This is a genomic window from Rhizobium sp. SG741 (assembly GCF_012275435.1).
GTDB classification, from domain to species: domain Bacteria; phylum Pseudomonadota; class Alphaproteobacteria; order Rhizobiales; family Rhizobiaceae; genus Rhizobium; species Rhizobium lusitanum.
This window is the reverse complement of sequence record NZ_JAAZQP010000007.1, coordinates 34,229-46,795: the sequence shown is the minus strand read 5'-3', so window position 1 is coordinate 46,795 and position 12,567 is coordinate 34,229. Positions and strand designations below refer to the sequence as shown.

The window sequence follows — 12,567 nt, the reverse complement described above, 5'->3', positions numbered from 1 at the left end:
TGAACCATTAGCCTCTACGACCGGTACGATGATGGTCGGCAAAACAAAGGCTCCACTCGTACTGGTATGCATGCGCTTCTTAGAGCATGCCCATCAGAATGAAAGGTAGGTTCACGATGACTGGGAAACTCTTCACTTCCGTCGCCGCAGGCGCAATCTTTGCCACTGCATCCGTTCTCTCACCAATGGCTTTCGCGCAGTCGCAGCAACCGTCGACCGGCGGCAGCGGCGCACCGTTGTCGCAGAAGGCTCCGGCCACACCCGACACAACGAAGCCGGATAGTGCGGCTCCGCAGACCAAGGCACAGGCTCCCGCCGCCATGACCGGCACGGAACAAGCCGGTAATCTGACCGAACAGTCGGCAGACCAGATCAGCGCCAAGACCTATATGGGTCAGTCTGTCTATAACGGTAAGAACGAAAGCATCGGCAGCATCAACGATCTGATCCTGCAGAAGCAGGGCGGTGTTGTCGCCGCGATCGTCGGCGTCGGCGGCTTCCTTGGCATGGGCCAGAAGAACGTCGCAGTCCCGTTCGACAAGATCAGTGCCACCCAGAATGCTCAGGATGGCACCATCAAGCTGACGACGACCGAAACGGCTGAGTCATTGAAGGCTGCGCCGGAGTTCAAGACGCTTGCGATGCAAGCTTCCGACAAGGCCGCAAGTTCGGCTGGAACGTCGACAATGCCGGCAACGGACAACACGACGACATCGTCGACCACCAACAAGTAACCCAGGTGGTCAGATAGACGGACAAGCGGCGGCCCTCAGGGGCCGCCTTTTTTGGATTATTTTTCAGCCTATGCGATCTCGCGCTCGCTGGCGGCTTCGAAATAATGGGTCTGCAGATAGCGAAGCGTGGCGACGCTATCCACGGGCTTGCCGAAATAATAGCCCTGCCCCATGGCACAGCCCAACGCCTTCAACTTTGCGGCTTCCGCATGTTCTTCGATGCCTTCGGCGACCACGCGCAGCTCCAGCCCTTCACACATGGCAAGAACCGCCTTGATGATATGTTCGGAGGCTCTGTCCGAATTCATGCGCGAAACGAAGGCGCGATCGATCTTCACCTTGTCGAAGATGAATTCGCGCAAGCGGCCGAGGCTGGATTGCCCGGTGCCGAAATCGTCAAGGGAGATACGCACGCCCACTGCCCTGAGATCGGCAATGATGCGATGCGCCGTGTCGGCCGAACTCATGACCGCCGTTTCGGTGATTTCGAGCTCCAGGCGATGCGGGTCCAGGCCGACGCGGGCGAGAATGGCAAGGACGCTGCTGCTGGTGCCGGGGTCCATCAACTGCGCCGAGGACAGATTGAAGGACAGAAAAAGCTCGCGTGGCCACGAGAGCGCAGCCTCGGCAGCTTTTCGCAAAAGGGCCTCGGATAATGCGTCGATAAAGCCGCGCTCCTCGGCCAGCGGCACGAAGACGGCAGGTGAGACGAAGCCGAGATCGGGATCGTTCCAGCGAGCCAGGGCCTCGAAACCGAGAACCATATTATTGGCGAGCGAAACGATCGGCTGGAAATGCACATCGATGACATCCGAAATGATGGCATTGCGCAGCGCCTGCTCGAGCTGCGTCGCGCGCTTCATCTCCTGTGCGATCTCCTTGGAATAGACGGTGATCTGGCCACGGCCGCGACGCTTGGAGCGATAAAGCGCGGTCTCGGCATTCTTGAGGAGATCGTCGAATTCGTCGCCGGCGAAGGGATGGATGGCAAAGCCGAAGGAGGCGGAAAGGCGAACGTTGCGGTCGCCGAGATCATACGGCGCCGACAGCACTTCGCGGATCATCTGGCCGAATTTTTCGGCGCCGACGCGTTCGAAGACCAGCGGCAGGACAAAAGCGAATTCGTCGCCGTCATGGCGGGTCACCGTCGCACCATCCGGAATGCACGCCTTGAGGCGATGCGCAACCTGGCAGAGAATTTCATCGCCGGCTTCGACGCCGAAAAGATCATTGATTGGCTTGAAGGCATCCAGATTGGCGATGCCGATGGTGAAGGGGGCGGGATCGCTGGCGCGCTCAAGCGAAAGCTGTCGCGTGCGCTCGCGCATGCGATGACGATTGCCCAATCCGGTCAGCGGATCGGTATATGCTGTTGCCTGCAATTCCTGACTGACTGGCCCAAGCGGTATTTCAGCCGATTTCATATTCGATTCCGACGTTTTCTCCACCCTGGAAAAAGCATGAGGGCTAAGTCTTAACAAAGGATGGCAGGGTGATACTCATTCGATGTGAGCGATAACTTGCCGTCGGCGCTATACCATTGCGATACTTATCTGTTTTTTGCTTTAGCGGCGCTGCACAGGTGCTTCTGGAATACGGTCTCGATAATATCAGGGCTGACGGGCTTCAGGATGACGTCATCCATGCCAGCCTCCCCGCATTCCTTGCGATCGCGCTCGAAAGCCTGGGGCAGCACACCGATGATCGGCGTATGCGATCCGCTGCCCTTTTCCGCGCCACGGATCAGGCGCGCCGCCTCGAAGCCGTTGAGGCCCGGCAACGAAATATCCATAAGGATCAGTTCGGGGCGGTGCTCGCTCCACATTCGCGCTGCCTCATCGCCGCTCGCAGCAATTGCATAGCTGTACCCGAGGCCTTCGAGAATCTGTGAAAAGACGATCTGATTTATATCATTGTCTTCAGCGACGAGGATCTGGATGCTGCGGCTTTCACCGGCGGCGACCCGCCATTCCTGACCTATCCCCGGCTCGGCAATGTCCCCGAGCTCGCCGCGTATATTCCGGTTGAAATGACGTGCGATCAGGAATGTGAGCTCGGTGGAGAGTTGCGAACCATCGAGGGAGAGAGCGGAGACGTTCTGCCGCTCGGCCAGTTCGATGCCGCGCTTGCCGAGCTGGTTGTCGACGATCACAAGATCGATCTTGACGCCGTGCGCGCTTGCCACATCGAGAAACGCCGCCTCTTCGTTCTCATTATGAACGACACATGCCTCGAAGCCGTAATTCCCGAGCGTTTTCAGCGCGGCCGTCTCCGCGGCAAAATCGGCCGTGACGACCAGAATCCTGCGGCCACTGAAATTCTCCGGGACGAAGGTCTCCATGGCAGCCGGACGGCGCGAAATGGTTTGTAAAGCAGCCATGGGAACATAGGCGCGCCGATAGGACCGGTCGTTGTTCTCCCTGATCTGGGAAGCATGGGCGAATTCATCGAAATCGCCTCCGTCCTTCGGCAGATCCTGCATGGTGCCCACGAGGAAGTAACGGCCGGGTTTGCCGATGCGCTGCTTGCGCGTGACGATATCGCGCACGACGCCGTCTCGGCCAATCTGACGCTGCCGCGAGATCGACATCTCGCCGGTCTCGATGACATGCCGGTCACTCTCATGAAAGCGATTGGCAAGATCGGTGGAGAAGAGATCGGTGCCCTTGCGACCCAGCACCTCGTCGGCCACCGCCTGGTATTTATCGCAGAACGCCCTGTTGACAGCGACATAGACCATGTTCTGGTCCTTGACGAAAAGCGGGAACGGCAGGTTGTCGAGGATGTCCTCAGTAAGCTGCACGCGCTCCATGTCGACGCGCCACTGCTCCTCGCGTTTCTTCACTTCGGAAATATCGGAGACGATGCAGACGCCAATGCCAGACGGTAGTCGGCGCTTGATGATGCGAACCCAGCGCTCATCCGAAAAGTGTTCGGTCGTCTCAAACCGCTCGCGCCAGTGCGAGGCGATGCGCTGCGAGATCCAGTTTTCACGGTTGGCCGAAGACTTGGCCTGGCCGCGGTCCCGAGTCCGTATGCCCGTGTCGAACACGGCGCCCAGGAAGTCGCGCAGTCGCGTCGAGGGTCGCAGGAATTCAGGTTGGATCGGAAAGAAGTTCAGGACCTGACGGCTGGCGAACAACAGCAGATCGTTCTTGTCGTAGGCGAAGAGGGCGCTGGACAGTCCGTCACAGAGGGCGTCAAAAAGCATTGTCTGCAGATTGCCGCCGGAAAGCGCATCTTCAGTCATGATTGCCAAGGCTGCCTTTTCAATTCCGGCAGTCATTCGTCCGATCCCTACACCCAACCAGTTTCACAGCACGAAAAATCGACAGAGCGGCACTCACTCTGCAAGGCAAATTTATGAAAATATCATGCTGGCCTTGCCACTTGAAACAGATGGAACCTGGCTCATGAGAGTTGACGGCCACCAACCTGCCATCAAGAGCCTCCAGCGTGCACGAAGCGCGCCACCTGTAGTCATTTCAAGCTTCTTGTCACGCAACCTGTCATCATTCCCTTAAACATTGATTAAATTTCTTAACAAAGCCCCTGGATGGAAACGGGTGGATGATGACACGAGCACCGCCTTTCCTCTTTTCACACTGCCGCGAATCCACGAGAATGAAGCCATGGCCATCAAGCAACTTTCCGAAACACTGATCAACCAGATCGCCGCGGGCGAAGTCATCGAGCGGCCGGCAAGTGCTGCCAAGGAGCTGATCGAGAACGCGATCGATGCCGGCGCAACGCGCATCGAAATCGCCACGGCAGGCGGCGGCAAGGCGCTGCTGAGGGTAAGCGACAACGGCTCCGGAATGGAAGAGGCAGACCTCGAACTCGCGGTCAGGCGCCACTGCACGTCGAAAATCTCGGATACGCTGGAGGATATTCGCACGCTCGGCTTTCGCGGCGAGGCCCTGCCCTCCATCGCTTCCGTGGCGAGGCTGTCGATCGCCAGCCGCAGGACGGGTGCGGCCGGCGGCACGGAGATTGCTGTTGCCGGCGGAAAGGTATTGCATCTGCGCCCGGCGGCGGCCAATCCCGGCACGATCGTCGAGGTGCGTGACCTGTTCTTTGCGACGCCGGCGCGCCTCAAATTCCTGAAGACCGAGAGGGCGGAAGCGGCTGCCATCACCGAGGTCGTCAAGCGCATGGCGATCGCCTTCCCACAGGTGCGTTTCGTGCTGTCGGGCAGCGACCGTTCGACGCTCGAATTTCCCGCGACCGGTAACGATCATCTCGCGCGCATGGCGCAAGTGCTCGGCGCGGATTTCAAGGATAACGCCATCGCGCTCGACGCCATGCGCGAGGATGTGGGCCTCACCGGCTTTGCCGGCGTTCCCACATTCAATCGCGGCAACTCGGCACACCAATATGCCTTCGTCAACGGCAGGCCAGTTCAGGACAAGCTGATCCTGTCGGCGATCCGCGGCGCCTATGCCGAAACCATTCCCTCCGGCCGCTACCCCGTCGCCGTCCTCTCGCTGACGGTCGACCCGGCGCTTGTGGACGTCAATGTGCATCCGGCGAAATCGGATGTGCGCTTCCGCGATCCCGGCCTCGTGCGCGGCCTCATCGTCGGCGCGATCCGCGAGGCATTGGTGCGGGAGGGCGATCGTGCCGCAACGACGGGGGCGGATGGCATGCTGCGCGCTTTCACCGCCGGCCGCTCGGGCTTCCAGCCGGGATGGCGGCCATCGCCCGCGGCCGCTCCTTGGACGCCAGAAACATCGCCATCACGCCCTTATGAGAGGACCGCGACAGCCGGAGGATACGGTTTCACGGAAAGGTCTCAGGCTGCCTTCGACGGGCTTGCCATGCCCACTGCCCGCGCCGAGGCTGCTCAGCCGATAGAGCCGATGCGTGCCGAAGAACCGTCCCGCTTTCCGCTGGGCGCTGCCCGCGCCCAGCTGCACGAGAATTATATCGTCGCGCAGACTGAAAACGGTCTCGTCATCGTCGATCAGCATGCGGCGCATGAGCGGCTGGTATTCGAAGCGATGCGCAAGGCCCTGCATTCGAAGCGGCTATCCTCGCAGGTCCTGCTGATCCCCGAGATCGTCGACTTGCCGGAAGAGGATTGCGACCGGCTGATGGCGTTTGCCGAAGAGCTTGGCGAGCTTGGCCTTGCCGTCGAGCGCTTCGGTCCTGGCGCAATTGCCGTGCGGGAGACGCCGGCCATGCTTGGCGAGGTCGATGCGCAAGGGCTTATCCGACAGTTGGCCGATGAGATCGCCGAGTGGGACACCGCCTCCGGGCTTGCCGCGAAGCTGGAATATGTGGCCGCGACCATGGCCTGCCACGGTTCGGTACGCTCAGGGCGGCGGCTGCGGCCGGAGGAGATGAACGCGCTGCTGCGCCAGATGGAAGCGACGCCGGGCTCGGGCCAGTGCAACCACGGCCGGCCGACCTATATAGAGCTGAAGCTCTCGGACATCGAACGGCTCTTCGGGCGCAGCTGAAGACGCCCCGTTTCGAAAGGACTGGAAAAGTCCCGTCCGGCGCGGTATGGCAAACAGGTGACAGAGATCGAGGACGGCATCAGATGAATCTTTTCGAAGGACATGGGAACCGCGAGGCGAAAGTTCGCTACCTCGACGGCGACTTCCAGATCCTGATGCCGGGCTCGTACGTCATCTGCGCCATGACCGGCCAGCGCATTGCACTCGATGAGCTGCGCTACTGGAGCGTTGCCCGGCAGGAACCCTATGCCGATGTGATGTCCTCGCTGGAGGCCGAAAAGCGGGCAGGCGCGCTTCCCAACCAGAAACGCTGAATATCTTGGCTTATGCCTGACACAGGCCGGCAGCTTTAGAGCAATTCCAGGAAAAGTGCGTAGCGATTTTCCTGGAATTGCGCAAAAACAATAAGCCAGAGCGGTTAGGCGATTCCGTGAAGCGCGCAACCGCTCTAGCCGCTTTTGCCGGTCCTTCCTTCCCGTAAGCGCCGTTCGCGAGCCGTCGCGATCGCCCTGTCGATGATCAGCTTCGGAGCCTGCGGATCGTCGAAAACCATATCGATCTCGATGACGCGGCAACGCTCAAGCAGCTCGTCGGCGCGGCCGTGATGACCGATCAGGCGAACGTAATCCTTTGATGTCGTGACAATCTGGAGGTCTTCGCGCGCTGCGATATCGAGAATATCCGCAACCTCGTCCTCGCCCGGATGCTCATGATCTCCGAAAGTGCGGCGGATGGCGATATTCGCCCCGAGCGTTTCGACCGTGCGGAAGAATTTGCCGGGGTCGGCGATGCCGGCGAAAGCGAGCACATTGCGCCCGCGCAGATCCTCCTGGCCGCGCACCTTGACGGAGGCGGCGAAGAAGGGTTTTCCGGCCCGCGCGGCAAGCCGAACGATGCGATCGGCGGCATTGCCATCGCCGACCTTCAACAAAGCGGATGCATAGAGAAGCTGCGTGCGCAGCGGCGCGCGCACCGGACCGCCGGGAACGAGATGGCCATTGCCGATGCCTCTGCCGGCATCGATCACCACCAGTGCATAATCGATTGCTAGCTGCGCGCTCTGGAAACCGTCATCCATGATGATGAGATCCGCGCCTTCACGCACAAGCCGCTCCGCGCCCTCGGCACGGCGACGGGCAATTACCGTCAGCGCCTCGCGGGCAAGCAGCAGCGGCTCATCGCCGACAGCCGTGGCATGGTGATGCTCGGGATCGACCACTGTGGTAACATCAAGAGAGCCGCCATAGCCCCGGCTGAGGAACCCGGGCTTCATGCCCTTGGCTTTCGCAGCCTGGGCCAGAGCGAGCGCCGTCGGCGTCTTGCCGGCCCCGCCGACCGTGAAGTTGCCGACGCAAATGACCGGCACCGGCACGGAGGCTCGTTTGCCGTTCACCATGCGGTGTCCGGCAATGCGACCATAGAGGAAGGAAAAGGGTGAGAGCCCCCAGGCACGCCAATCCGGTTTTCGCCACCAGAAAGGTGGTGCTTCCGATACCATATTTCTAATCCAGCCTCGCCCCTGCGCCTTCAGCAAGGCGGCAGAAAAGGGCAGATCGGGTGAAAAAGCAAGCCTTTGGCAAGATCACGCCAATTGAGCGACCGGCATGAGCAGGCTCTCCAGTTCGGTAATGTCGTTGAGGCAATAGTCGGATGCGGCTGTCAGCGTCTCGCGCGAGCCGGTTCCCGTCAGCACGCCGACGGTCAGCCCCACGCCGGCGTTGCGCCCCATGTGAAGATCGTGATTGTTGTCGCCGACGACAGCGACCTGTACTGGCGAAAGACCGGTTGCCGCATAGAAGCCGAGCACCATGCCCGGCTCCGGCTTGGTGCCGAAACCGCTGTCGTAGCCGGCGATGTAATCGAGATAGTCGATGAAACCGAAGCGGCGGGCGGTCTGGCGAATGGAGCGCTCGTTATCGCTGGAGGCGACCCCGAGCTTGTAGCCCCGTTCATGCAACCGACGGAAGAAGCCGGCGAGATCGGTGACGGGCGAGGAAAAATCCGCCGCGTGCGCAAAGAGTGCGTCGAGCCTTTCTATCAGCTCCGATAGGTCCATCTTCGAGCCGGCCGCCACAAGACCTTCGGAAATCTGGCGCGTGTTGCCGGCCGCCAGCAGACTGTCCGGCACGATATGGCCTGTCTTGGGATCCATGCCGCATGCGGAAAGCAGATGATCCGCGAGGACGGCATCGTCATGCGCGGCAATTCGGGCAAGCTCGCGATTGACCGGCAACCAGCTCGCGTCATAGTCGAGCAGCGTGCCGTCCTTGTCGAAAAGAAGCCCCGCAATCGCTCCCAGCTTGACCGCCGCCATGCCGTTCCTTTCCTAGCCGTTCGCCATCGTCTTCGGCAGCAGCCGCGCCTTCACCGTAAGCGGATTGATATAGGGCTCGAGCCCCTTGATCGTTGCTGCCAGTGCGCCGCGCATCTCATGCACGGCCACGAAACCGGCATCGATCATGCCGCGCCGCGCCGTGTCGTTGGTCAGCAAATAATGAACGCCGCGAGCCAGCATCTCGGTGTCGCGCACCATGCGGGCACTGCCGCGACGGGCAAGCACCTGATAGGCATCGCGGAAATTCTGGACATGGCCGCCGGTCAGGATCGCGCAGCCGAGCATGGCCGGCTCCAGTGGATTCTGGCCGCCCTCGTTGAACAGCGATTTGCCCATGAAGGCAACTTCGGTCATGCGCAGATAAAGGCCCATCTCGCCGATCGTATCGCCAAGGAAAACATCCACGTCGGATGACAGTATGTCGTTGCGAGTGCGGCGCGCCACCTTCAGCCCCTGTTCCACGAGCATCGCCTCGATCGCATCGCAGCGCTCGGGATGGCGGGGCACGATGATGGTGAGCTGGCCGTTATGCTCCTTCAGCATCTTGTGGACGGAGGCTGCAGCGGCCTCCTCGCCCTCGAAAGTCGAAACCGCAGCCCAGGTCTTGCGGCCGCCGATCTGCTTCATGTAGCTGGCAAGCGTTGGCGCATCGTAGGACGGCGCGTCGGTATCCACCTTGAGATTGCCCGATCTGGTCACCTGCACGGCACCGAGATCGCGGAAGCGCTCTCCATCGAGATCGGACTGGGCAACGACCAAAGCGAGATTTTCGAACAGCGCTTCGGCAAGCGAGGGATGCTTGCTCCAGCGGGCGTAGGAGCGGTCCGACATGCGGGCATTGACGAGGATCTGCGGGATGCGCCGGCGACCAAGCTCGGTGATGGTGGTCGGCCAGATCTCGGATTCGGCGAAAATCGCGCAATCGGGCTGCCAATAATCGAGGAAACGTCGTATCGCCGGCTTCAGATCGAGGGGCACATATTGATGGATGACCTCCTCGCCGAGACGCGCATGCGCCACCTTTGCCGAGGTGATCGTGCCGGTCGTCAGAATGACGTGAATGTCGCGACGACGGATTTCGCGGATCAGCGGGATGACCGCCGAGGTCTCGCCGACGCTTGCGGCATGGAACCAGATCAGCGGCCCTTGCGGGCGGTTGGCGCTCGCATAGCCGGAACGCTCCAGTTTGCGGGAACCATCTTCCTTACCCTTCGCGGCACGAACCGCAAGGTAAGGTCCGATGAACGGATAGACAGCGATCCCGCCAAAACGATAGGCGCTCAAGGCAAAGCGCGCCCTGAGGCTGCTCATCTCGATCGACTCCTATCCCAGCTGATCATCATCGATGCCAAATCCCAATTATCAAACGGCCGAATAAACGGCCGATTTTTCGTTCTTATTGTGTCAAAGATACTGTTTCACAGTCGGATTTAAAGCGATAACGCCTCATCGGAGGGAAATATCAAATGCAAATTTCGGTATGAAACGACCTCAAGATCCCGCTTTTTCCTGCGGATCGAGCAGACGATGCAAATGGACGATGAAATAACGCATATGGGCGTTGTCGACAGTTTGCTGCGCCTTGGATTTCCACGCCGTCAAGGCACTCGCATAATCGGGATACATGCCGACGATATCGAGTTCGTTGAGGTTGCGGAACTGGACCTCTTCGAGGTTTTCCAATTCACCACCGAAGACTAGGTGCAGGAGCTGCTTTTTGCCGCTGGTATCAGTCATTTTCGTCTCTTTCTACTGTCGTCCCCCTCCGCCCTTCATCTGCGGGATTTTGACCAAAAGGTCAACTGTCTCGTCGGTGCGAAAGTTGACGGAGAAATTCAGGAAGCTGCGATGCCGGCGCGCCGCAAAGCTCGTCATGCGATACTTCGGCGCGATTGTAGCGCAGCGCATTGCCGGAGAGATCGACGAGCGCGCCGCCGGCCCGCTCCAGAATGAGGTCGGCGGCTGCCAGATCCCAGTCGTGGGAATTGCGCTTGACGAGCGTTGCTTCCAGGCGGCCGTCCGCAACCATGGCAAGGCGATAGGCAAGCGAGGGGATGTGTTTCACCCGTTCGACCGTCTTGCGGAAATCCGGATCGAAGCCCGTGAGCATATCTTCGCCCGTCGCCAGCCGATGAGGATCGTCGCCCAACCTTTGCGAGACATGGATCGGTTTGCCGTTCTTCGACGCCTCGCCTCCGGCTGTCGCCACGAACAGCTCATCCAGGGACGGCGCGTACAGAACCCCCGCCACCGGGCGACCATCCGTGACGACGGCGACGCTGACGCACCACAAGTCCGATCCGGCGAGGAAGCCCCTGGTGCCGTCGATCGGATCGACGACGAAGACGGTTTGATGCGACAGCCGATCGGCGTCGTCATCGGTCTCCTCCGAGAGCCAGCCATAGCCGGGGCGCGCCGAACGCAGGATAGCGGCAAGGCTTTCATTGGCGGCAAAATCGGCGGCGCTCACCGGAGAGAGGCCACCATTCTTCCACCAGACCTCCGGCGATTGCCGGAAGAAACCGAGAGCGATCCTACCTGCCTCGAGCGCGGCCTCGACAATCAGGTCCACATCGCTCAGCCGGCCGGCCTTCTGGCTATCGCTCATTCACAGATTCCAATCTCTACTTACTCCTCAGCGTCCTGCCAGCGTCATGCCTTCGATGGCGAGCGTCGGGGCGGCGACGCCGAAATCGCGGTCGATGTCGTTGGCCTGCGTCACGCGCATGAACATGTCCTTCAGATTGGAGGCGATCGTCACCTCCGAAACCGGGAAGGTCAACTCCCCGTTCTCGATCCAGAAGCCTGTGGCGCCGCGGCTGTACTCGCCGGTGATCATGTTGACGCCCTGACCGATAAGTTCGGTGACGTAGAAACCTGTTCCGACACTGCGGATCAGCTCCTCCGGGGATATATCGCCCGGTTCCAGCGCCAGATTGGTGGAGGACGGGGATACCGCCGTGCCGCCGCGAACGCCGCGGCCGTTGGTCTTGAGACCACCGCCAATCTCGCGCGCGGCTGACGTGGAGAGGAACCAGGATTTCAGCACGCCATCCTCGATCATGACCAGCCGCTTGCCGGAGACGCCCTCGCCGTCGAAGGGCCGAGAAGCCGGGCCGCGCACGACCAGCGGATCGTCCGTGATCGAAAGCCCGGCCTTCAAGACCTGCTGGCCCATCTTGTCACGCAGGAAGCTGGTCTTGCGGGCAACGGAGGCGCCGTTGATCGCGCCGGCGATGTGGCCGACGAAGCCGCGCGCGACGCGCGGATCGAACACGACGGTGACGTTCTTATCCGTGGGAACCTGGCGCGGATTGATGCGCTTGACGACACGATCGCCAGCGCGGCGCCCGATCTCCTCGGCCGTGTCCAGCTCGGCGAAATAGAGACGGCTGTCGAAATCATAGTCGCGTTCCATGCCGGTGCCTTCACCGGCAATGACGCTGACGGAGCGGCCGAAGCGCGATCCCATATAGTGGCCGGCAAAGCCATGTGAGGTGACGAGAACCAGGCCGCCCATGCCGGCGGACGCAGACCCACCCACGGAATTGCTGACGCCGGGCACGGCGAGCGCCGCCGCTTCGGTCGCAAGCGCTGCTTCCCGCAATTCGGCGGAGGAAACCTCTGTGGGATCGAAGAGTTCGAGATCGGGGTAGCTCTTGGCAAGGTCGCCTTCGTCGGCAAGGCAGGCGAACGGATCTTCCGGCGACACTTTTGCCATTGCCACGGCACGCTCGGCAAGCGCCTGCAGATCGAAACCGGGATTGGCGGAAACGCTGGCGACACGGTTGCCGACGAAGACCCTCAGTGAGAAATCATCGCTTTCGGAGGACTCGGTGCCCTCCACCTGGCCGAGGCGAACGCTGACGGACTGGGCTCGCGATCGCACGACGACGGCATCGGCCGCATCCGCCCCGGCTTTCCGGGCAAGGTCGATCAACTGGCTGGCACGGGAAAGCAGAGCGGCGGAATCGATTTCTGAAGACATGATTTGGCCTTTCATTCGCGTTCCATTTATTGTGCACTACATAAA

The 12,567-nt window shown here is 60.8% G+C and carries 11 protein-coding genes; 3 read left to right on the top strand and 8 right to left on the bottom strand.

All coding sequences use genetic code 11. The features are described from left to right. Nucleotides 1-116: 116 nt before the first annotated feature. Complete coding sequence (locus FHT29_RS18650; RefSeq protein ID WP_037198489.1) at nt 117-734, top strand: PRC-barrel domain-containing protein; 618 nt, start codon at nt 117-119, stop codon at nt 732-734. Nucleotides 735-802: 68 nt separating this feature from the next. Here the strand turns inward: FHT29_RS18650 and FHT29_RS18645 are convergent, their stop codons facing one another. Together FHT29_RS18645 and FHT29_RS18640 are read right to left on the bottom strand one after the other, a co-directional pair. Then, nucleotides 803-2,158, bottom strand: coding sequence for an EAL domain-containing protein (locus FHT29_RS18645; RefSeq protein ID WP_047560850.1), 1,356 nt, complete (start codon nt 2,156-2,158; stop codon nt 803-805). Nucleotides 2,159-2,283: 125 nt separating this feature from the next. Continuing rightward, nucleotides 2,284-4,020, bottom strand: a complete 1,737-nt coding sequence (locus tag FHT29_RS18640; RefSeq protein ID WP_047560849.1) for a response regulator — start codon at nt 4,018-4,020, stop codon at nt 2,284-2,286. Between the two features lie 346 nt (nt 4,021-4,366). Here FHT29_RS18640 and mutL point away from each other — a divergent pair, with 346 nt between their 5' ends. Continuing rightward, on the top strand, nt 4,367-6,199 hold the full coding sequence (mutL, locus tag FHT29_RS18635) for a DNA mismatch repair endonuclease MutL (RefSeq protein WP_047560923.1): 1,833 nt from the start codon (nt 4,367-4,369) through the stop codon (nt 6,197-6,199). Between the two features lie 83 nt (nt 6,200-6,282). After that, nucleotides 6,283-6,513 carry a DUF2093 domain-containing protein gene (locus FHT29_RS18630; protein ID WP_047560846.1) on the top strand — a complete coding sequence of 77 codons (231 nt, stop codon included), beginning with the start codon at nt 6,283-6,285 and terminating at the stop codon, nt 6,511-6,513. Nucleotides 6,514-6,647: 134 nt separating this feature from the next. Here the strand turns inward: FHT29_RS18630 and lpxK are convergent, their stop codons facing one another. The 6 genes from lpxK to FHT29_RS18600 all read right to left on the bottom strand — a co-directional run bounded on the left by lpxK (nt 6,648) and on the right by FHT29_RS18600 (nt 12,522). Continuing rightward, nucleotides 6,648-7,697 carry a tetraacyldisaccharide 4'-kinase gene (gene lpxK, locus FHT29_RS18625; protein ID WP_113119361.1) on the bottom strand — a complete coding sequence of 350 codons (1,050 nt, stop codon included), beginning with the start codon at nt 7,695-7,697 and terminating at the stop codon, nt 6,648-6,650. Nucleotides 7,698-7,781: 84 nt separating this feature from the next. Next, on the bottom strand, nt 7,782-8,513 hold the full coding sequence (locus FHT29_RS18620) for an HAD family hydrolase (protein ID WP_037200839.1): 732 nt from the start codon (nt 8,511-8,513) through the stop codon (nt 7,782-7,784). Nucleotides 8,514-8,525: 12 nt separating this feature from the next. Beyond that, on the bottom strand, nt 8,526-9,845 hold the full coding sequence (waaA, locus tag FHT29_RS18615; protein ID WP_168599999.1) for a lipid IV(A) 3-deoxy-D-manno-octulosonic acid transferase: 1,320 nt from the start codon (nt 9,843-9,845) through the stop codon (nt 8,526-8,528). 180 nt (nt 9,846-10,025) lie between these two features. Beyond that, the gene (locus FHT29_RS18610) at nt 10,026-10,271 is read right to left on the bottom strand and encodes a DUF4170 domain-containing protein (protein WP_037200836.1); all 246 of its coding nucleotides are present in this window, start codon (nt 10,269-10,271) and stop codon (nt 10,026-10,028) included. 61 nt (nt 10,272-10,332) lie between these two features. Beyond that, nucleotides 10,333-11,142 (bottom strand): 3'(2'),5'-bisphosphate nucleotidase CysQ, encoded by an 810-nt coding sequence (locus FHT29_RS18605; protein WP_037200835.1) that lies wholly within the window; start codon nt 11,140-11,142, stop codon nt 10,333-10,335. A 27-nt stretch (nt 11,143-11,169) separates the two neighbouring features. After that, complete coding sequence (locus FHT29_RS18600) at nt 11,170-12,522, bottom strand: TldD/PmbA family protein (protein WP_168599998.1); 1,353 nt, start codon at nt 12,520-12,522, stop codon at nt 11,170-11,172. Nucleotides 12,523-12,567: the final 45 nt, after the last annotated feature.